24 protein-coding genes, 1 tRNA gene and 1 other RNA gene are annotated in these 21232 nt (G+C 43.6%); 16 read left to right on the plus strand and 10 right to left on the minus strand.

From position 1 onward, the window contains the following. Positions 1-147: 147 nt before the first annotated feature. Positions 148-1137: an outer membrane protein assembly factor BamD gene (locus BK820_RS04460; RefSeq protein ID WP_004814916.1), complete on the minus strand. Its 990-nt coding sequence runs from the start codon at positions 1135-1137 to the stop codon at positions 148-150. A 71-nt stretch (positions 1138-1208) separates the two neighbouring features. Here BK820_RS04460 and rluD point away from each other — a divergent pair, with 71 nt between their 5' ends. Genes rluD through BK820_RS04475 form a run of 3 tightly spaced genes read left to right on the plus strand, consistent with a single transcriptional unit; the run spans position 1209 to position 3643 of the window. Further along, a complete protein-coding gene (rluD, locus tag BK820_RS04465; protein WP_071320226.1) occupies positions 1209-2261 on the plus strand; it encodes a 23S rRNA pseudouridine(1911/1915/1917) synthase RluD in 1053 nt (350 codons plus the stop codon). Between the two features lie 40 nt (positions 2262-2301). Next, a complete protein-coding gene (gene pgeF, locus BK820_RS04470; protein ID WP_071320227.1) occupies positions 2302-3042 on the plus strand; it encodes a peptidoglycan editing factor PgeF in 741 nt (246 codons plus the stop codon). A gap of 40 nt (positions 3043-3082) precedes the next feature. Beyond that, positions 3083-3643, plus strand: a complete 561-nt coding sequence (locus BK820_RS04475; protein WP_004814919.1) for a flavodoxin family protein — start codon at positions 3083-3085, stop codon at positions 3641-3643. Between the two features lie 59 nt (positions 3644-3702). Here the strand turns inward: BK820_RS04475 and smpB are convergent, their stop codons facing one another. Beyond that, positions 3703-4182 (minus strand): SsrA-binding protein SmpB, encoded by a 480-nt coding sequence (gene smpB / locus BK820_RS04480; RefSeq protein ID WP_004891982.1) that lies wholly within the window; start codon positions 4180-4182, stop codon positions 3703-3705. 139 nt (positions 4183-4321) lie between these two features. Between smpB and coaD the strand changes: the two genes are divergently transcribed. From coaD to BK820_RS15645, 5 genes are all read left to right on the plus strand, one after another. Continuing rightward, the gene (gene coaD / locus BK820_RS04485; RefSeq protein ID WP_004814921.1) at positions 4322-4813 is read left to right on the plus strand and encodes a pantetheine-phosphate adenylyltransferase; all 492 of its coding nucleotides are present in this window, start codon (positions 4322-4324) and stop codon (positions 4811-4813) included. A 1-nt stretch (position 4814) separates the two neighbouring features. Further along, complete coding sequence (locus BK820_RS04490; protein WP_034424938.1) at positions 4815-5078, plus strand: YfhL family 4Fe-4S dicluster ferredoxin; 264 nt, start codon at positions 4815-4817, stop codon at positions 5076-5078. A gap of 26 nt (positions 5079-5104) precedes the next feature. Beyond that, an RNA gene (rnpB, locus tag BK820_RS04495) (RNase P RNA component class A) lies at positions 5105-5482 on the plus strand. Positions 5483-5554: 72 nt separating this feature from the next. Then, positions 5555-5631, plus strand: a tRNA-Met gene (locus tag BK820_RS04500). 100 nt (positions 5632-5731) lie between these two features. Further along, complete coding sequence (locus BK820_RS15645; RefSeq protein ID WP_228715850.1) at positions 5732-6538, plus strand: hypothetical protein; 807 nt, start codon at positions 5732-5734, stop codon at positions 6536-6538. Here BK820_RS15645 and BK820_RS04510 read toward each other — a convergent pair. Next, complete coding sequence (locus BK820_RS04510) at positions 6535-7149, minus strand: CatB-related O-acetyltransferase (RefSeq protein WP_071320228.1); 615 nt, start codon at positions 7147-7149, stop codon at positions 6535-6537. The two genes, BK820_RS15645 and BK820_RS04510, sit on opposite strands and share 4 nt — an antisense overlap. Positions 7150-7254: 105 nt before the next feature. Further along, positions 7255-7650: a RidA family protein gene (locus BK820_RS04515; RefSeq protein WP_071320229.1), complete on the minus strand. Its 396-nt coding sequence runs from the start codon at positions 7648-7650 to the stop codon at positions 7255-7257. A 141-nt stretch (positions 7651-7791) separates the two neighbouring features. Between BK820_RS04515 and BK820_RS04520 the strand changes: the two genes are divergently transcribed. Beyond that, a complete protein-coding gene (locus BK820_RS04520) occupies positions 7792-8373 on the plus strand; it encodes a TetR/AcrR family transcriptional regulator (protein WP_004814928.1) in 582 nt (193 codons plus the stop codon). A 79-nt stretch (positions 8374-8452) separates the two neighbouring features. Here the strand turns inward: BK820_RS04520 and greA are convergent, their stop codons facing one another. The 3 genes from greA to carA form a co-directional block, all read right to left on the minus strand. Next, complete coding sequence (greA, locus tag BK820_RS04525) at positions 8453-8929, minus strand: transcription elongation factor GreA (RefSeq protein ID WP_005222895.1); 477 nt, start codon at positions 8927-8929, stop codon at positions 8453-8455. Positions 8930-9026: 97 nt separating this feature from the next. Further along, a complete protein-coding gene (gene carB, locus BK820_RS04530; RefSeq protein ID WP_071320230.1) occupies positions 9027-12257 on the minus strand; it encodes a carbamoyl-phosphate synthase large subunit in 3231 nt (1076 codons plus the stop codon). Between the two features lie 13 nt (positions 12258-12270). Further along, entirely contained in the window at positions 12271-13413 is a 1143-nt protein-coding gene (carA, locus tag BK820_RS04535) for a glutamine-hydrolyzing carbamoyl-phosphate synthase small subunit (RefSeq protein WP_004814933.1), read from the minus strand. 308 nt (positions 13414-13721) lie between these two features. Between carA and BK820_RS04540 the strand changes: the two genes are divergently transcribed. Both BK820_RS04540 and BK820_RS04545 read left to right on the plus strand, forming a co-directional pair. Beyond that, complete coding sequence (locus BK820_RS04540) at positions 13722-14213, plus strand: hypothetical protein (RefSeq protein WP_004814935.1); 492 nt, start codon at positions 13722-13724, stop codon at positions 14211-14213. Between the two features lie 100 nt (positions 14214-14313). After that, positions 14314-14535: a hypothetical protein gene (locus BK820_RS04545; protein ID WP_004892004.1), complete on the plus strand. Its 222-nt coding sequence runs from the start codon at positions 14314-14316 to the stop codon at positions 14533-14535. A gap of 102 nt (positions 14536-14637) precedes the next feature. Here BK820_RS04545 and BK820_RS04550 read toward each other — a convergent pair whose 3' ends face one another. Further along, complete coding sequence (locus BK820_RS04550; RefSeq protein ID WP_071320231.1) at positions 14638-15177, minus strand: DOMON-like domain-containing protein; 540 nt, start codon at positions 15175-15177, stop codon at positions 14638-14640. Between the two features lie 11 nt (positions 15178-15188). Beyond that, on the minus strand, positions 15189-15512 hold the full coding sequence (gene yhbY / locus BK820_RS04555; RefSeq protein ID WP_004814942.1) for a ribosome assembly RNA-binding protein YhbY: 324 nt from the start codon (positions 15510-15512) through the stop codon (positions 15189-15191). A gap of 196 nt (positions 15513-15708) precedes the next feature. Here yhbY and rlmE point away from each other — a divergent pair, with 196 nt between their 5' ends. From rlmE to BK820_RS04580, 5 genes are all read left to right on the plus strand, one after another. After that, complete coding sequence (gene rlmE / locus BK820_RS04560) at positions 15709-16359, plus strand: 23S rRNA (uridine(2552)-2'-O)-methyltransferase RlmE (protein ID WP_071320232.1); 651 nt, start codon at positions 15709-15711, stop codon at positions 16357-16359. A 129-nt stretch (positions 16360-16488) separates the two neighbouring features. Beyond that, positions 16489-18378, plus strand: a complete 1890-nt coding sequence (gene ftsH, locus BK820_RS04565; protein ID WP_004814946.1) for an ATP-dependent zinc metalloprotease FtsH — start codon at positions 16489-16491, stop codon at positions 18376-18378. Positions 18379-18486: 108 nt separating this feature from the next. Further along, positions 18487-19101 (plus strand): GNAT family N-acetyltransferase, encoded by a 615-nt coding sequence (locus BK820_RS04570; RefSeq protein ID WP_071320233.1) that lies wholly within the window; start codon positions 18487-18489, stop codon positions 19099-19101. Positions 19102-19177: 76 nt separating this feature from the next. Beyond that, complete coding sequence (folP, locus tag BK820_RS04575; protein WP_071320234.1) at positions 19178-20032, plus strand: dihydropteroate synthase; 855 nt, start codon at positions 19178-19180, stop codon at positions 20030-20032. Between the two features lie 105 nt (positions 20033-20137). Continuing rightward, positions 20138-20452, plus strand: coding sequence for a DUF5713 family protein (locus tag BK820_RS04580; protein ID WP_004892021.1), 315 nt, complete (start codon positions 20138-20140; stop codon positions 20450-20452). 28 nt (positions 20453-20480) lie between these two features. On the opposite strand, the gene BK820_RS04585 is transcribed toward BK820_RS04580, so the two are convergent. Beyond that, positions 20481-21170 (minus strand): hypothetical protein, encoded by a 690-nt coding sequence (locus BK820_RS04585; protein WP_071320252.1) that lies wholly within the window; start codon positions 21168-21170, stop codon positions 20481-20483. Positions 21171-21232 lie beyond the last annotated feature (62 nt).

Raw genomic sequence — 21232 nt, forward strand, 5'->3', positions numbered from 1 at the left:
TTGAAAAATTAAGAGTAGGAATTAAGCCGGCTCTATATAAATTCCTTTGTATACCTTTTGCACGATTTGTTCAAGCGCTGCTCAGAAATGGCAAAAGGGCAAGTATGATACCTTGCCCTTTGCAAAATTGCACCTGTAACAGTCGGCTTATTCAGCAGTCGGTTCAGGCTGTTCAGTTTCAGTGTTTTTAGGACGATCTAACAAACCAAATGACATGCGATTGGTCAGGCTGCGTTCCTGTTTTGGTTCCGGAATATTGTCAGAACCTGAGTAGGTACGCGCTTCCTTACCGAAGATCCCTAAGGTTGCACGGTTAAAGAAACTGCCTTCACTGCGTGCTGAACTTAAGTCCACTGTACCATCGGCATTCACCAGATTTGGATAGTTCAGTTTTAGCACTTCGATATATTGCTGTGAAGTCGCTTTATCACCGAGCTTGTCATAGCCGTAGGCAATGGTCGCCAGAGCTTCCGGAGTTTGTGGCACTTGTGGGTAGTGTTCAATCACCCATTGCGCACGTTCAACAGCCGCAAGGTAGGCTTTACGCTTGATATTAAAACGCGCCGCATTCATTTCGTGCTCAGCCAGTTCCTGACCAATAAACTTCATACGTTGAGCAGCATCAACTGCATATTCGCTTGAAGGATAGCGACGAATGAAATCGACGAAGTTCTGATAAGCCACTTTCAGATAGCTGACATCGCGGTGTGACTGTTTCAGTTTGGTATAGCGCAGCAGACCGTTATAGTTCTGCTCCATGTTGGCTACACCACGCACATAGTAGGCATAGTCCACATTTGGATGTTGTGGATTCAGGCGGATGAAGCGTTCAGCCAATGCTACTGCACCTTCAAAATCCTTTTGCTGGAATTTGACATAGATCAGATCCAGTTGCGCCTGAGCTGCATACTGACTGGTAGGGAAATAGGTTTCCAGACCTTCAAGCTGACGTGCAGCATCACTATATTGCTGACGATCAAGCGCTTTTTGTGCTTTTTGAATATAAACCTGTTCGCTGGCTTCAGGGCCTTTATCCACGACGTCTTTTTTTGTTGGATTACTGCTACAGCCTACCATTGCCGATGCAACGCCTAACGTAATTGCAAGCATTGTCATTTTATAATGTGGTAGCGACATAAAAATTCCTCTGTTAATACGGGCAATGAGCTACAATTGCACTATTAAACCACTTTTGTCTGAATGAGCAAATGAGTCAAGCACAATCTTCCAATTCTAATTTCCCTGAAACTGATTTTAATTTACTTGAAGATTCTGAGGATGCAGATAACCATACTTCAGACACAACTGCAACACGTTTAGCGTTGCAATTTCAAGTGGATGAAACCTACCTGGGCCAGCGTATCGATCAGGTTGCCGCGATCGTATGGAGCGATTTTTCCCGCGAAAAGCTGAAACAGTGGATCAAAGACGGTAATTTATTGGTCAATGGCCAGCCTGTAAAGCCTAAATATAAATGTGATGGTTTTGAAACGCTTACATTAAATGTTGAACTTGAAGCACAGACCCGCAGCCTTCCTGAAGATATTCCACTGGATATCGTTTATGAAGATGATGACATTATTGTGGTCAATAAACCAGTTGGCATGGTCGTACATCCGGGTGCAGGCAATAGTTCTGGTACTTTGGTGAATGCCTTACTGCATCATTATCCAAAATCAGCAGAACTGGCGCGTGCCGGTCTGGTACATCGTATCGATAAAGATACCTCGGGTTTACTGGTGGTTGCGAAAAACCTTGAAGCGCAATTCTCTTTAAGCCGTCAGCTTGAGAAAAAATCGGTGTACCGTGTTTATGATCTGGTTGTGTATGGCAACATCATTGCCGGCGGTACCATTGATGAGCCAATCAAACGTCATCCGGTAGATCGTGTCAAAATGACCGTACTTCCAGGTGGCAAAGATGCAGTCACGCATTACAATGTGAAAGAACGCTTCCAGCACTTTACCCGTGTTCAAGCGCGTCTGGAAACTGGTCGTACTCACCAGATCCGTGTGCACTTTAGCTATATCGGTTATGGTCTGGTAGGTGATCAGGTGTATATGCCGCGTGTCCGTATGCCAGCCGGTGCTTCACAGTTGCTTGAAGATACCTTGCGTGGCTTTAAACGTCAGGCACTGCATGCTGCGACTTTAGGTCTGAAACATCCACGGACCAAAGAAGAAATGACCTTTAATGCGCCGTGGCCAGAAGATTTCACCAATCTGGTTGAAGTACTGCGCAGCGAAAACAAGGCTTATTAATTTCTTCATTTCCAGCATTGGTCATTAAAAGGAAAGAGACATGCAATTTGTACAAGGTTTGCCTAAAGGCGTTTATGTAGGGCAGACCCGTGTTCATCATGAACAGGTACAGCCATCGGAGCAGCCAGAATTGGCGGGCTTTAATCTGGCATTGCATGTCAATGACAATCCGGCGCGTGTGCAAAAACATCGCATCCAGTTGCTAAAAGACTTCCAGCCTTTTGGCGTGGATAAAATCACCTGGATGACCCAAACCCATAGCACGATTTGTCATACCATCAATGAGCAGATGCCATTTGAGGCGCTGATCGGTGATGGTCTGGTGACGCAGCGCAAAGCGCACGCCTTGATGATGATGACCGCAGACTGTTTACCTGTGGTACTGGGCAATGCAGATGGCACAGAAGTTGCCAATTTACATGCAGGCTGGCGCGGGCTGGCAGGTGGGATTGTGGAAAATACCATTGCTGCCATGCAGGCCCAGCCGACCTGGGCATGGCTCGGTGCGGCGATTAGTCAGCCGTGTTTTGAAATTGGCGCAGAAGTAAAAGCAGCTTTCTGTTCCAAATATCCTGAACTGGACAGTGCATTTCAGGCAGCAGAGCAGGCAGGCAAGCACTATGCCGATCTGTATGCAATCGCCCGTTATATCCTGAATCAACATGGTATCAAAACCGTGCTGGGTGGTGATCAGTGCTCTTACCGTCAGGCAGATGAATACTTCTCTTATCGCCGTGAAGCCAAGACCGGACGCATGGCAACATTCGTGTTTATGGCTTGAAAATGTTAAACTTGACTGAAATTCTTGGTTTTTAAGTATTATGTCCCTATCTTCCCAATCTGTTGCGATTGTTTATCACAGTCCTTATGGACACACGGCTAAAGTGGCAAATTTCATTGCCGATGGTGCACGGGAAACTGGTGTTCAGGTGCATATGATGAATGTCGAACATATAGATTGGGAGGTGCTGGACGCCGCAGATGCCATTATTTTTGGCTGTCCAACTTATATGGGGAGTCTGACTTCGGCGATGAAGCTGTTTATGGAACAGTCTTCGAAACGCTGGCTGGCGCGTGCATGGCAGGGCAAGCTGGCAGCAGCTTTTACCAATGGCGGCGGTCTCAGTGGCGACAAGCTGGCGGTATTGCAGCAGATTAATCTGTTTGCCATGCAGCACGGCATGTTATGGGCAGGTTTGCCATTAATGCCAACTGGACGTAGCGTAACTGACCTGAATCGTATGTCCAGCTTTTTAGGTTTAATGACTCAATCGGATAATGCACCTGTTGAAGTAACCCCACCTGAAGGGGATTTAAAAACTGCGCTCTGGTTTGGTGAATATATTGCCTTGACGCTGGCCCGTATGAATCTGAAGGCTTAATTGGATTCATAAAAAAACCTCCATTTCATGGAGGTTTTTTTATAGGCATTATGTAACCATTAGCGATGGAAAATTCGCGCTTTGTCACGTTGCCAGTCACGGTCTTTCTCAGTTGCACGCTTGTCATGCAGCTGTTTACCTTTTACCAAGGCAATTTCCAGTTTGGCATTTGGACCTTTCCAGTAACAAGCCAGTGGTACGCATGAATAACCCTTCTGGTTAATTGCACCCAGAAGTTTTTCAATTTCACGGCGATTCAGCAACAGTTTACGGGTACGCGTCGCTTCAGGCACCACATGGGTAGACGCGCTCAATAGCGGCTGAATCTGGGCACCAAACAGGAAAGCTTCACCATTTTTAAAGGTGATATAGCTCTCCACGATGGTCATACGACCAGCACGCAAGGATTTTACTTCCCAGCCTTGTAAGGAAAGTCCAGCTTCAAATTTTTCTTCAATAAAATAATCGTGACGGGCACGTTTGTTTAGCGCAATCGTTCCGCCGTTATTTTTTTTAACTACAATACTTGCTTTCGCCATAATCTGATACTTCCAAACTTGCTGCTATTGTACCGCAACTTTAATTGAGTTGAAGTTTTTAAATTGATGGAGTTTCTTCGCCAAAAAATCAAGATTTTGTTAAAATGGAAAACTTACACAATAAACAGAGTAAAAATGGATGACTAAAACTCGTGTAATTTATCCGGGGACCTTTGATCCGATCACCAATGGCCATATTGACCTGGTGACCCGTGCAGCAAAGATGTTTGATGAAGTGGTGGTTGCAATTGCGATTGGACATCACAAGAACCCGGTATTTAGTCTGGAAGAGCGAGTTGAGCTGGCCCAAGCGTCGTTGAGCCATTTGAACAATGTTGAATTTGTAGGATTTGACGGCCTGCTTGTGAATTTCTTCCGTGAGCAGAATGCTACAGCAGTCCTGCGTGGTCTGCGTGCAGTGTCAGATTTTGAGTATGAATTTCAGTTGGCCAATATGAACCGTCAGCTGGATTCACATTTTGAAGCGGTATTTTTAACCCCTTCAGAACAGTATTCCTTTATTTCATCCACTCTGGTGCGTGAAATTGCCCGCTTGCGAGGGGACGTAACCAAGTTTGTTCCGCCAAACGTGGTTGCTGCCTTCGAGCGTAAACTTCAACAAGGTTGGTAGCGTGTCTTTATATATCACCGATGAATGCATCAACTGTGATGTCTGTGAACCTGTATGCCCGAATGAGGCGATTTTTATGGGGGAACTCATTTACGAGATCAATCCTGATCTGTGTACCGAGTGCGTCGGACATCATGATAAACCACAGTGTCAGTTATTCTGTCCTGTAGACTGTATCCCGCTGGATCCGAACCATGCAGAGACGCAGGAACAACTTCAGGCCAAGTATGAAAAACTGACTGCTCAAAAAACATCAAGCAATTAGTTGCCAGATTTGATACTATGCGGCTCGAAGTGAGCCAGACGATCGCTGCTGTGGAGATCTCCGTGATTGAAGCAGGGGAGGAAAGTCCGGGCTTCATAGGGCAAGGTGCCAGGTAACGCCTGGGCGGCGTGAGCCGACGGAAAGTGCAGCAGAGAGTAGACCGCCTTCATTATGGTTCTGAGCAATCGGAATCGGAGGTAAGGGTGAAAGGGTGCGGTAAGAGCGCACCGCATGACTGGTAACAGTTTATGGCATGGTAAACCCCACCGGAAGCAAGACCAAATAGGGATCCTTTAGGCATGGCCCATGCTGGATCCGGGTAGGTCGCTTGAGCGTATGAGTGATTGTACGCCTAGAGGAATGATCGTTCTCGACAGAACCCGGCTTATCGGCTCACTTCACCAAATTTTGATCAATCAGTGCATTATGGGGTTGACGTTTTTTTTAGAAAAACTCATAATGCGCGCACAGTTTAAGGCTATGTAGCTCAGTTGGTTAGAGCACCGCACTCATAATGCGGGGGTCACAAGTTCAAGTCTCGTCATAGCCACCATATTCTGAAAAAACCCATTCCGATTGAGTGGGTTTTTTTATACCTATAAGAATTACGATGATATGATAATCACGAAATAAGCAACTGAATTTTAAGAACAATGTCTAAAGACTTTTTTAAATGGTTCAAATTAAATATTGGGAGCTGTTTGTCGTGGGCGATAACTTTTGCATGGCTCATTTTTATTTATTTTAAAATTCATAATGGAATTTTGCCTACAAACTTAAATGAATTCGGTGATTTTATTGCTGGAGCTTTTGCACCCTTGGCATTTTTCTGGTTAGTTAGAGGATTTTATCAGCAAGGTAAAGGACTTGAGCAAAACTCTAAAGCTTTAAGATTGCAGGCAGATGAACTTAAAAAAACAACTGAAGCTTTGGATTTGCAAGTTAAAGAAATGAGAGCTTCCGTTGAACAACAATCACGGTTGGCAGAATTTTATGAAAATGAACTTAAGCAAAAACAATTCGCGGCGAAGCCATTTTTAAATTTTAAGAGCGAAAATTTCTTAATCGAAGATCGGCAAAGGGAAATAAGAGATGCTGATGGTGAAGTCATAGATGTAGAGATGAGTTGTGAAGCTAGCTATGATTTAATTATTGAAAATGAAGGCGAAGTTGCAAAAGAAATATCAATTATTAAGGTGGATAGTAAACGTATTATTTGTACTAGACATGAAATACAAAAAAAAGTTAAAAATGAATTTCTTATTTATCTATCTAAGAATGAAATTAATGAGGTTCAAAAAAATAAAAAATTACAGCAACTATTTTTAATTCAATATCATGATTGTTATGGATTGCAATATAATGAAAAGATAGAGATTAACATTTATGAAAATGATGATCCATATATTAATTACTATAGTGTGATGATCAATCGATATAAAAAGAAAGGAAGTTGCTAAAAGATTTCTAATAGATTTTTAACATCATCCATCTGCAAATGTTCACGCATTTTTAGAAACTGCTTTTCATCTAAGTCATAAAGCTTAAGTGACAGCAGTTTTTTTATATCTTCATCAGGGAAACGATACTTAATAATTTTCGCAGGTACACCGCCAACGACTGCATAAGGTGGTACATCTTTCGTCACAACCGCACCTGTTGCCACCACAGCACCTTCGCCTAGCGTCACACCTTGCATAATCATGGCACGAGAGCCAATCCAGCAACCATCGCCAATCACTGTATCGCCAGCAGGGACAAAACTGCGTGTATCAAACGGGAAGGCTGAAATCCAGTCTGTACGATGCAGTTGGTTGCCACCCATCATAATCACGCATTCTGCGCCAAAACAGACGAAATTACCGATATAAAGCTGATCAATCGGCTTCTCAGGCGTTGCAGGCTTGTCATGTAAATAACGTACTACACAGCGCTCAAAACCTTGATCCCAATAGGCTGAATAGTAGGAATAATTCCCTTTAATATGAATATTCGGGTTCTTCACGGTTTTTGAGATGAACTCGAATTCACACCAATGATTCACAGGCGAATTAATTAACTTTTCAGACATAGAGGCAAGAACAATAAGGAATGGGTCATTATACCGAATTGCACTGCAAGCTGAATTAACAATCTCAATCTAGTCCATGAAGAAAATTTTAAGGTAAATGCTGATCTAAGTGCTTTGAGGGATACGTGCAATGACTTTAATTTCAAAATCAAAACCAGCCAGCCAGGTTACGCCCACAGCCGTCCAGTTTGGGTAAGGCTTTTGGGTAAAAATCTGGTTTTTAACTTTCATAATGCTTTCAAACTGCTGTTCAGGAACAGTGTGAAAAGTGGTGACATCGATAATATCATCAAAAGTACAACCAGCCGCTGCCAATGTCGCAGCTAAATTTTGAAAAGCGCGTTCTACCTGTTTTTCAAAATCTGGTTCGGGAGAACCATCTTCACGGCTACCGACCTGACCTGAAACAAAGAGTAAATCTTGCGATTTGATCGCAGCAGAATAACCATGTTGTTCATACAGGGCATGGCGGTCTTGGGGAAATATTGCAGTTCTAGTCATGGCTATTCTCTTTGAAATTATTACTATGAAAATCCTTTCTCAAAGCATCTGGGAGTTTCACATACGCTACGTATGTAAACATAATTGACATACGCTGCGTATGTCAATTAAAATTTTTGTAATGCTGAAGTGAGAATAGAAATGTCTGTTCGTGAATTAAAAATGGCCGAGACCCGTAAAAAACTGATTCAAGTGGCACGCCGTGCATTTGGGGAATATGGCTATGCAGAGACTTCAATGGATAAACTCACAGCAGAAGCAGGGCTGACCCGTGGTGCGCTATATCATCATTTTGGTGACAAAAAGGGTTTATTTGCGGCGGTGGTCGATCAGATTGATTCAGAAATGGCTTCATCTGCCCAGCAACATCTGGAGCAGCCTGATGATCTTTGGGAAGGATTGATGCTAGAAGGGCGGACCTATATTCAAAATGCCCTGAATCCGGAATTCCAGCGCATTGTACTGCGTGACGGGCCGGCTGTGCTGGGTGATCCAGCGCATTGGCCAAGTCAAAATAAATGCCTGCAATCAACACGTGAATGTGTAGAACAGTTACTGGCTGAGGGCCGATTAAAACCAGTCGATGCGCTTGCTGCTGCGGTCTTGCTAAATGGTGCAGCAATGAATGCAGCACTGTGGGTGGCATCCAGCGGTGATCCTGCACAGGTTTTACCTCAGGCTTTACAGGCATTTGAAGCATTGGCTTCTGGTTTCTTAAAATAAAACCGATAGAAATTTTCAGGCTCAATAAAAAACCCCTCAAGCGAGGGGTCTTACAGCCTAAAAATATCTAAATAAAAAATTAGATATATTCAACTTTGGAAATTTCGTATTCCACTTCACCTTGTGGTGTCACGATTTTCACTTCGTCGCCTTCGTTTTTACCTAAAAGTCCACGCGCGATCGGAGAGTTCACAGAGATCTTGTTGATCTTAAAGTCTGCTTCGTCATCACCCACAATTTTGTAAGTTTTTTGTTCTTCAGTGTCCAGATTTTCAATGGTCACTGTCACGCCAAATACAACACGACCGTTTTGTTCCAGTGCTTTAACATCAATCACCTGGCAAGCACCAAGTTTACCTTCGATGTCCTGAATACGACCTTCACAGAAGCCCTGTTGTTCACGTGCAGCATGATACTCTGCATTTTCCTTTAGATCTCCATGTTCACGTGCTTCAGCAATTGCCGCTGTAATACGCGGGCGATCAACAGTTTTTAGCTGATGTAATTCTTTTTCCAAGGCAAGTTTGCCTTCAGGAGTCATAGGATAACGTTGCATAGTTGTCCCTCAAAATTAGGTATGTAAGTAAAATACAAAGTGTATAAATGAAAAAAAGCCCGCCACCGAGAAGGTGGCGGGACTTCTCAGTAACGAATTAACCTACTGTTAAATCTTGCAAACGATATACATCCATCGGCAATTTAATCGCTAAAGCTTGGCATACTGCGTCCGCACCATTCAAGGTAGTTGTGTTATACACTTTACCTTGAAGCGCTGAACGACGGATCGAGAATGAATCTTCCTGCGCTTTTTTACCTTCAGTCGTATTGATTACAAGGTGAATTTCGCCGTTTTTGATACGGTCCACAATGTTTGGACGACCTTCAGTTACTTTGTTTACGCGTTCACATTCAAGACCAGCTTCGCTAATCACTTTAAATGTACCATCAGTTGCAAGAATCTTGAAGCCTAGGTCAATCAATTGTTTCGCAATGCCTGCTGCACGAGGTTTATCTGAGTCACGTACAGAAATGAATGCGTGTTTCACTTCACCTTCTGTCGGAAGACCAGGTAGACGTTCGTTCGCACCTAAAACAGCTTTATAAAATGCTTCACCGAATGTTTTACCAACGCCCATGACTTCGCCTGTAGATTTCATCTCAGGACCAAGGATCGGGTCAACGCCAGGGAATTTGTTGAATGGGAACACTGCTTCTTTGACAGAGAAGTGTTCAGGGATAATCTCTGAAGTAAAGCCTTGTGACTCTAGAGATTGACCCGCCATACAACGTGCAGCCACTTTCGCTAAAGATTCGCCGATACACTTAGAAACGAACGGCACAGTACGTGATGCACGTGGGTTCACTTCCAGGATGTAAACGTCTTCGCCTTTAACCGCAAACTGAACGTTCATTAGACCAATTACGCCAAGTTCTTTTGCCATTGCAATTGTTTGACGACGCATTTCGTCCTGAATCTCTTTAGACAGAGAATAAGGAGGAATCGAACATGCTGAGTCACCTGAGTGAATACCTGCTTGTTCAATATGCTGCATGATGCCGCCAATCACAACGTCTTTACCGTCAGAGACACAGTCTACGTCAACTTCGATTGCATCATCCAGGAAACGGTCAAGCAGAACAGGCGCTTCGTTTGATGCTTGAACTGCATCACGTAGGTAGCGTTTAAGTTCTTCATCGTTATAAACGATTTCCATCGCACGACCACCAAGGACGTAAGAAGGACGTACCACAAGTGGGTAGCCTACTTTAGATGCTTCAGCCATACCTTCTTCAGCAGATTTTACGATGCTGTTGTTTGGTTGACGAAGTTGCAGGCGTTGAATCATTTGCTGGAAGCGTTCACGGTCTTCTGCGCGGTCAATCGCATCAGGCGATGTACCAATGATTGGCGCACCTGCTTCTTCTAAAGCACGAGCCAGTTTCAAAGGTGTTTGACCACCATACTGAACGATAATGCCTTTTGGCTTCTCGATACGTACGATTTCAAGCACATCTTCAAGTGTAATTGGTTCGAAGTACAAACGGTCAGATGTGTCGTAATCCGTAGAAACAGTTTCAGGGTTACAGTTCACCATGATGGTTTCATAGCCGTCTTCACGCATTGCAAGGGCAGCATGTACACAGCAGTAATCGAATTCGATACCTTGACCGATACGGTTAGGGCCGCCACCAATCACCATGATCTTGTCACGAGTCGATGGATTTGCTTCACATTCTTCATCGTAAGTTGAGTACATGTAAGCTGTATCAGATTCGAATTCTGCAGCACATGTATCGACACGTTTGTAAACTGGCGTTACGCCCAGGTTCCAACGGTGTTTACGGAATTGTTTTTGTGAAATGCCCATCAAGTTCGCAATGCGAAGATCTGATAAACCTTTACGTTTGAATGCACGGATGTTATCCGCATTCAAATCACCAAAACCTAAAGTTTTGATTTGGTTTTCAGTTTTTATGATATCTTCGATTTGGATCAAGAACCAACGGTCGATGTTCGTCGCAGCAAATACTTCATCAAGCGTGAAACCGTGACGGAATGCATCGCCCACGTACCAGATACGCTCAGGACCTGGAACTTTAAGCTCTTGTAAGATTTTCTCACGCGCGCCTTCAGTACCCGCTTCGATTTTCTCATCAAAGCCAGATGCACCGACTTCAAGACCACGAAGCGCTTTTTGCATAGACTCCTGGAAGTTACGAGCAATGGCCATCACTTCACCCACAGATTTCATCTGTGTTGTCAAAGTTGCATCAGCTTGTGGGAATTTCTCGAAGTTGAAACGAGGAATCTTAGTAACTACATAGTCAATCGCAGGTTCGAATGATGCAGGTGTTGTACCGCCAGTAATGTCATTTTTCAGTTCATCAAGGGTATAACCTACAGCTAGTTTCGCCGCAATTTTCGCAATTGGGAAACCAGTTGCTTTAGACGCAAGCGCAGATGAACGAGAAACACGCGGGTTCATCTCGATCACAACCATACGGCCATCTTTCGGGTTAATACCGAACTGAACGTTAGAACCGCCTGTTTCTACACCAATTTCACGAAGTACAGCTAGAGAAGCGTTACGTAGTAACTGGAATTCTTTATCTGTAAGGGTTTGCGCAGGCGCAACAGTGATCGAGTCACCTGTGTGCACGCCCATTGGGTCGAAGTTTTCAATGGTACATACAATGATACAATTGTCGTTTTTGTCACGAACAACTTCCATTTCGTATTCTTTCCAGCCAATTAATGATTCATCGATCAATAACTGTTTGGTTGGAGAAAGATCGAAACCGCGTTCACAGATTTCAATGAATTCTTCTTTGTTGTATGCGATACCGCCGCCTGAACCACCCATGGTGAATGATGGACGGATAATCACAGGGAAGCCGAAGCGTGCTTGAATCTCTAAAGCTTCTTCCATTGATTCGGCAATGTCTGCTTTTGGACATTCAAGACCAATTTTACGCATTGCCTGGTCGAACAGTTTACGGTCTTCAGCTTTTTCAATTGCTTCTTTGGTCGCACCGATCAACTCAACATTGTATTTTTCTAAAATGCCGTGCTCATCAAGGGCAAGGGCACAGTTCAATGCAGTTTGACCACCCATTGTAGGAAGAACTGCGTCTGGACGTTCTTTCTCAATGATTGCTGCAACAGTCTGCCAGGTAATCGGTTCGATATACGTTGCATCTGCCATTGCAGGGTCAGTCATAATGGTTGCCGGGTTAGAGTTCACCAAAATAACACGGTAGCCTTCTTCACGAAGCGCTTTACACGCTTGCGCGCCTGAATAGTCAAACTCACACGCCTGACCAATCACAATAGGACCAGCACCGATAATTAAGATGCTTTTAATGTCTGTACGTTTAGCCATGATGCTTCCTTAATTACTTCTTAGATGCTTCGATAAGTTCGATGAAATGATCAAACAATGGTGCGCAGTCATGTGGACCAGGGCTTGCTTCAGGGTGACCCTGGAAGCTGAACGCAGGTTTGTCTGTGCGATGAATACCTTGGTTAGTACCATCAAACAGTGAGCGATGAGTCACACGCAATACCGCAGGCAAGGTGCTTTCATCCACTGCGAAGCCGTGGTTTTGAGAAGTAATCATCACTGTACCAGTTTCAATGTTTTGTACAGGATGGTTGGCACCGTGATGGCCGTGAGGCATTTTCACAGTCTTGGCACCGCTTGCAAGCGCAAGAATCTGATGACCTAGGCAAATCCCGAATACAGGAATATTGCGGGCATCTTCTACAATTGTTTTTACAGCTTCAATTGCGTAGTCACATGCAGCTGGATCGCCAGGGCCGTTCGACAGGAACACGCCATCTGGATTCAGTGCAAGTACATCAGCAGCAGGAGTTTGCGCAGGCACAACGGTCAATTTACAACCGCGATCTGCAAGCATACGTAAGATGTTGGTTTTGACACCGTAATCGTATGCAACAACATGGAATTTAAATTCTGGTTGAGCGAAGCCTTTACCTAAAGTCCATGAACCTTCAGTCCATTCAAAACCTTCAGGATCACAGCATTCTTTTGCAAGGTCTAAACCATTCAGACCACCGAATGCGCGTGCTTTTTCAAGTGCTTCTTCTTCAGTGATGTTTTCGCCTGCAAGGATACAACCGTTTTGTGCACCTTTATCACGCAAAATTCGAGTTAATCGTCGCGTGTCGATGTCAGCAATAGCCACTACATTGTGCTGTTCTAGATATTCACCTAGTGATTGTTCAGCACGGAAGTTACTGTGTAATAAAGGAAGGTCACGGATAATTAAACCGTTTGCCCATACTTTATGAATACGACCTGATTCTGCGTCTTCTTCGTTGCAACCCGTATTACCGATATGTGGGTAAGTTAAAGTTACAAGCTGCTGTGCATAACTTGGATCAGTCAAAATTTCTTGATAGCCAGTCATGGCAGTGTTGAAAACGACTTCACCAGTCGTACAACCCGATGCGCCAATCGAAGTACCTTTAAAGATAGTTCCGTCGGCAAGGGCTAAAATTGCTGGGGTGCTCAAACCAAAGCTCCTGAAATTTAGGCTGTAAAAAAGCGAGTAGACGAAAAAAAAGGAAGGTTAATTTTTAAACCTACCCTCCTATGTCTGCTCGCTTGAACTTAACACGGCATTATACGCAGTAACACCTGCTAAGTCCAATAGCTTTGCTGCAAAAGTATGAGATAAATGGCTTGCTTTTTGCTTGAAAGTCTGTTTCGTGATCAATGTTGAAAAATGTAACCATTTAATAATTGTCAGACAAATCAAGTCTTAAATTTTATCGAATTTACTAATATGAAAGCGTCAAAACAAAACTAAAGGCAAAAGACATGGCTACCACAACTAAAACTACAACATCTAAAAAAAATCTGAATGTCGTTGTCACTGAAACTGCCGAGCAGCTTGAAAAAGCAGCAATAGAGGCGAAAGAGCAGGCAGTGGAAACGCTTGGCGAAAGCAAAGAAAATATTGAAGCTGAAGTAAAAAAACTGAGCAATACTGTAACTGATCAGCTAACCCAGTTTAAACAGGATTTACTGCAGCGCATCGATACCTTGAAAGAGCAGTTGTTTGGCTCACAAAAAGAGTTGAATGAACTGACCAGCTTTATCAAAACCGAATTTAATGCGGTCATTGATGATCTATCAAAACTCGGTAAAGAATTAAAAGAAGATGTCACCCAGATTTCGACCAAGCATAAGGATCATCTGGCAGATACCCTAAAACGCTCTAAAGACAGTACGATTGAAGTTTTGAAAAAAGTTAAACCCGTCGTTGTAAAAGGAGAAACCGAAGAAAAAGAAACTGATCTAAAAAGTTAAACAAGCAACAAAACAAAAAAAGCAGCCGAAGGGGAGCATCTATGTTCTCCTTTCGTATTAGACGCAACACTGACTCATAAAACAAAAATAGGGGGTCATGATGCAACATCATCTTATAGCGGCAATATTGCTACTTGCCTTGATCATGGTTTTAAATCTTGAAACCTGGAAAAGCCGTCTAGCCTATCTTGCCATGGTAATACTGAGTTTTAGCTATTTCAGTGTTTTACAGGCCGCAGTTTCCATTATTGCGATTACTATGATTCTGATTTTTTACGCTGCTGTGACAGCAGTACAGAGAAATGCAAGACTACATCACTAATCCACTTACCCTGAACTTCAGGCAAAATAAAAAACGTGAGACCGATGAGCCTCACGTTTTTATATTTTTATCATTTGTGTATTACAGGAGAGTATTTACATCCTAGAACACATGTAACCAGTCACGCTTGTTATGAAAGTCTGCTTGTGGACTGCTGTGCTGCATGGCATAGTATTGATCGCCTTGAGGGGTTTTCAATACAGCAGACAAGCCAAGGAACAGATCAGCCCATTTTAGCTTGTTCAGGGCCATGAAATCGGTTAGATCCAAGCTGACATTGAGTCCATAATGGGTACGCTTGAGCTGGTTCAGGTCGATATCATAAGCCGCTTGTGGCGGCATTTCTTCTGGATAACGGTATTCTTCAAACTGATAGGCTTGCCAGGCCTGAGAAGGAGAGAGATTGATTTCGCGATAAAAATCTTCGTCCTTTACCCCAATAAAAATTTCAAAACACGTCTGTTCCCAGAGAAAGTCCTGACGGGGGTGTGCTGCGACCAGTTCTGGCCAAAGCACATACTGGTTCGGATCGCGTAGCCAAAAACCCACATTCAATGTGGATGGGCCTTGCTGTTCAATCGCGCCGACCAGCGAGATCGCCTGAAAACGACGATCGAATGCATTCAGTTCGTAACTAGCCATAGATCCTGAACTTAGTTAGACAAGTGCGCAAAGCGAACAAGGTTAGACAGTTTTTGGTTCTGTTTCGGCGCTTTTTTGTAAAGCAACGCGATTTTACCAATGGTTTGTACGATTTCAGCACCTGTTGCTTCAACAATCTCAGTAATGAGAACAGCACGTGCTTCACGATCTTCAGCCACAACTTTCACTTTAATCAGTTCGTGGTCATTCAGCGCACGCTCAAGTTCTTCGATCACATTTTCAGTCAGGCCTTTGTCACCAAGCATTACCACCGGGTTTAATGCATGTCCGATTTGACGTAAACGTTTACGTTCCTGAATAGATAAAGACGCCATGAGAGATAACCTGATTTTTAAAACGGCTTAGTATAGCAAAAGCAAAAAACAAACGCTTTATATTCTCAGGAAATAATCGGTGCCATCACATAAAAAATCCAACCAACTGTCTTAGATTTAGATACAGATCAATACTGCAAATCATGTGTTTTTCACGTACAATTAATAATTGGAAGTTTTTTTTATTTAGAGAGTTATGGCAACACGCATTACCAACCAGAAGTTATCCAAAAGTAGTCGTGCGTGGATGAGAGAGCATCTCGATGACTTTTATGTGAAGAAAGCGCAAAAAGAAGGTTATCGGGCACGTGCAGCGTATAAACTTCTTGAGATTCAAGAAAAATACGGCATTATCAAACCAGGTATGACGGTTGTCGATCTGGGCGCAGCGCCAGGAAGCTGGTCGCAAATTGCTGGTAAACTGGTCGGTTCTAAAGGTCTGGTGATCGCATCGGATATCCTGGAAATGGATGCACTGCCAGATGTGACCTTCCTGCAAGGTGACTTCCGTGAGCAGGAAGTGTTCGATAAATTGTTAAATATTTTAGATGGACGTACGGTAGACGTTGTAATTTCCGATATGGCCCCCAATACATCAGGTAATAAGGCTGTAGATCAACCGCGTCAGATCTATCTCTGTGAACTGGCCCTCGACTTTGCCAACAAGGTTTTAGGTCCTAAAGGTCAGTTTATTGTTAAAGTCTTCCAGGGTACTGGCTTTGATGAATTCCGTAAGGAAGTTGTTAATAGTTTTGATATTCTGAAAACGGTAAAACCTGCTGCATCGCGTGCTCGCTCGAAAGAAGTCTTTCTGGTGGGGCAGGGGCGCAAGAAGGCTTCTAAATAAAGTCTACTTGCCAACACGCTAAAAATTGTGCATTTTGTACGTTTTTAATAATTGCAAGTTGAACAAACTTGGAAATTCAGGTCACCCGCGAGGGCATGATCAAATTAGATTGGAAATGGGAATAAAGCTTTGAGCGATCTTTTTAAGAATGCCGTATTGTGGCTCGTGATACTGGGTGTGCTGGTGCTCATCTTCAGCAACGTCAGTGATCGCAATCAGCCGACAACAATGAACTATTCAGAGTTTGTTGCAGCGGTGAATGACGGCCAGATTAAGCAAGTGACAATAGATGGCGAAAGAATTCGTGGTGAGAAATCAAACGGTTCCGAGTTCGAAAGTATTCGTCCGGCAGTTCAGGATCCTGAACTGATGCCAAATCTCATCAAGAACAATGTGGTTGTTGAAGGTACTGCACCACAACGCCAAGGCTTGTTGATGCAGTTGCTGATCGCAAGTTTCCCTGTACTCTTAATCATTTTGTTATTCATGTTCTTTATGCGCAACATGGGTGGCGGTGCAGGCGGTAAGAACGGTCCGATGAGCTTCGGTAAGTCGAAGGCGAAAATGCTGTCTGAAGACCAGATTAAAGTTACCTTTACTGATGTTGCGGGTTGTGATGAAGCAAAACAGGAAGTCGTGGAAATCGTTGACTTCCTAAAAGATCCTGCAAAATTCAAACGTCTGGGTGCCACTATTCCTAAGGGCGTCCTGATGGTGGGTCCTCCGGGTACGGGTAAAACCTTGCTTGCAAAAGCGATTGCAGGTGAAGCGAAAGTTCCATTTTTCAGTATTTCCGGTTCTGACTTCGTAGAAATGTTCGTGGGTGTCGGTGCATCTCGTGTACGTGATATGTTCGAACAGGCGAAACGCCATGCGCCATGTATCATCTTCATCGATGAGATTGATGCTGTTGGTCGTCACCGTGGTTCAGGTACAGGTGGTGGTCACGATGAACGTGAACAGACACTGAACCAGATGCTGGTTGAAATGGACGGTTTCGAAGGCAATGAAGGGATTATCGTCATCGCGGCAACTAACCGTGCTGATGTACTGGATAAAGCCTTACTTCGTCCAGGTCGTTTTGACCGTCAAGTGATGGTTGGCTTGCCAGACATTAAAGGCCGTGAGCAAATCCTGAATGTTCATTTGAAGAAACTGCCGTCTACAACGGGTGTGGATGTGAAAGTCCTGGCTCGTGGTACTCCTGGTTTCTCTGGTGCGCAGTTGGCAAACCTTGTAAACGAAGCAGCATTATTCGCAGCACGTCGCAACAAGAATACTGTCGACATGCATGACTTTGAAGATGCTAAAGACAAGCTGTATATGGGGCCTGAACGTAAATCGATGGTACTTCGTGAAGAAGAGCGTCGTGCTACGGCTTACCATGAAGCAGGGCATGCAATTGTTGCGGAAATGCTGCCAGGTACTGACCCTGTGCATAAAGTAACGATCATGCCGCGTGGCTGGGCATTAGGTGTAACCTGGCAGTTGCCTGAGTTTGACCAGACCAGCCATTACAAAGATAAAATGCTAAATGATATTTCGATCTTGTTCGGTGGTCGTATTGCAGAAGAAGTCTTTATTAACCAGATGTCGACTGGTGCCTCAAATGACTTTGAACGTGCAACCAAAGTTGCGCGTGCGATGGTGACCAAATACGGTATGTCTGACAAGTTAGGCGTAATGGTCTATGAAGATGACTCGCAACAGTCGTTTATGGGCAGCATTGGTAGCCGTACAATTTCTGAAGCGACTCAACAGCAGGTTGATGCTGAAGTACGCCGTATCATCGATGAGCAATATAAAGTGGCTCGTGATATTCTGGAAAATAACAAAGATATCGCGCATGCCATGGTGAAAGCGTTGATGGAATGGGAAACAATTGATCGCGAGCAAATCCGTGACATCATGGAAGGTCGTGAGCCTAAGCCACCTAAGGTCTATGTTTCAGACAATCCTGTGATTGATGTAACACCGAAGGATGGTCCGTTGACTCCTCCGCCATTACCAGCCAATTAAGCAGAAAATAAAAAAACCACCTTCGGGTGGTTTTTTTATGGCAATGATTTGGATTGTTTTGGCGTGATGCTATATTCAGCTATAAAAAACTAATGAGCAAAAATAAAAATGACAATACCTGTTTTGGAATCCCGTATTTATCAGCTACGTTTAGAACCATTAACTTGGGAGCATTTTACAGATTTAGAAGCAGCTTGTGCTGAAGGGGATTTGGGCGAAGTGCCTTATAATTCTGTACCTTATTTAAGCGAATTAAAACAATATATACAGCAAGCTTTGGCTCAACAAGCTCAGGGTACAAGGATGGCTTTTGCTGTGATTGATTTAACAGCGGGTCAAGCGATTGGAACCACCAGTTATCATGATATCAAGCCTGAAATTCCACGTGTGGATATTGGTTATACCTGGTATGCACAGCGTTATCAGCGTACCTATGTGAATCGGGTTTGTAAATATCTTCTTTTAAGTCATGCCTTTGAAGAGCTTAATGCTCGGGTAGTAGGCTTTCGTACGGATCATCTGAATCTAAAAAGTCAAAAAGCCATTGAAGCTCTAGGAGCTAAACGGGATGGTATCATTCGATGTCATATGTTGCGTAAAGATGGTCAGACAGTGCGGGATAGCTATATCTATAGTATTTTAAGAAGTGAATGGGTAGAGGTAAAATCACAGTTACAATCTAAGCTTATGCAATGCTCAAATAAACCGCAGTTTGAAATTTAATTCTGGCTTGTTTCAGCTTTGCTTTATATCGCTATCCATACGACAATACGCTAGTTATTGGATTTAGGATGAAAACATGCAGCTGATGCCGTTATTACCACGCGTATGGACATTTGAACACTTAACACTGGATCTGTCCCAGCCGCATGTGATGGGAATTCTGAATGTTACACCGGATTCATTTAGTGATGGGGGCAAACATAATTCTCAAGATGCTGCAGTAGCGCGTGCATTAGAAATGATGGCAGAAGGTGCAACAGTTATTGATGTGGGTGGCGAGTCGACCCGTCCGGGTGCATCGGCGGTTGAAGTAAAAGAAGAAATTCGCCGTGTAGTGCCTGTGGTTGAAGAACTGGCCAAGCACAATGTCGTGATTTCAATTGATACTTCCCAGCCAGAAGTGATTAAGGCTGCAGTGAAAGCTGGAGCACATATCTGGAATGATGTTCGTGCACTGACACGACCGAATGCCTTGCTAACTGCTGCTGAGTTGGATATTCCGGTCATTATTATGCATATGCGTGGTGAACCTACTACGATGAATAATCTGGATCAGTATCAAGATGTCACGCTTGATGTCATTGCGGAATTAAAACAGCGCGTGCAGGATGCTTTAGATGCCGGGGTGAAAGCTGAGCACATTATGATTGATCCCGGTTTTGGATTTGCCAAAAATGCTGAACAGAACCTGAAACTACTGAATGAATTGTACAAACTAACTCAACTTGGTTATCCAATATTGTCGGCGTTGTCACGTAAACGCTTTATTGGACAGGTGCTGGGTGGAGCAGAAGCCGTAGAACGCGCAGTGGGATCAGTAGCAGCACACTTGCTAAGTATTCAACAAGGTGCCTGCATGGTACGTGTACATGATGTCAAAGCGACAGCAGATGCAATTAAGGTCTGGAAGGCAATGCAAGCCGCGGTTTAATTGTTGGCTAGATTGCATGTTAGGCGGCGTGCTGTTTGGCTTTTAAGCGGCAATATGGTATATAGGGCACGCTTAATTTTTAGTTATAGTTTTAGAGTGCCTGTAATGTTTGCAGATTTACTTCTCCCAATGTTCGATGATGAATATTATCCCGATATTCTGGTTGCTGAAGTAAAGCAGCACATCGAACGTTTTGCCAAAAAGGTGACAAAATCTGGTTTATCTGAATATGAGATTTATCAGTTTGCCAATGCGACTGTGGCAGAAATCAATGAAATGAAGCCGCAGTTCGAAGACCTGGATTCCTCTTTAGATGATACCGCAGCAGATTATATTGCTGAAGCCATGATGATGGTAGTACAGGAACAGGGATACTTCGAAGTTGAAATGGAAGAGCTGGTCGCTACCCGCGAATGGTGAAAAAAGCCCTGTTTTCACAGGGCTTTTTTTAATGATCTAAAAATGCTTCTTTAAAATTTTTATAATGAATTTCATTTAGGAGTTTCTGTTCTTCCTGCATGCAGCGTTGATGTAATTCTAGATAATATTTTTTTAAATCCTTTTGCAGTGGCACAGGTTCCGGCTCTTTGCTTTGCGACTGTTGATAAGACCAGTAAGCCAATTGACGGATGTGCTGCAAACGTACCAGCAGGGTGCTGCGGGTAGAACTTCTAAAGCCGGGCTCAATTAACACCGCTACAAAACTGCTGAAGGCAAGTAGACCCAGGCAAGGTAAAGCAATGAACGCTGAATGAAAATACTGGTAATTGATCAGTGACAGAACAACAATCAGGGTTTGAATATATAAACAGGATTGCAGGCGCTTTGCGTAGCGTACAGAACTGTACTTGGCCTGAAACTGGGCACGCCAGATATAAGGATAGAGCATACTAATAAGTACGATCGTACCTGCACTAATGGCCTGATTCTTTGAATCCATAAAGTCTGGATAAAAAGGCAGGGAAAAGCACAGACCACAAAATGCTGTAATCAGCATCAAAATCCCGATACGCAAATATAAATACGGATCAATGGTTTGATTCAAATATTTATAGCGGCTATAGCTAAGTCTGCAAAAGAATGCATCAGGATGGCGTAACTGTAATCTGGCTAGATCGAAAGAGCGGGGTGCGGACATGAGGAGGCACACTCTATTTATAAATTTCAGGCACAAAAAAACCAGCTCATTGCTGGGTTTCT

The organism is Acinetobacter sp. LCT-H3 (genome assembly GCF_001866125.1).
GTDB classification, from domain to species: domain Bacteria; phylum Pseudomonadota; class Gammaproteobacteria; order Pseudomonadales; family Moraxellaceae; genus Acinetobacter; species Acinetobacter schindleri.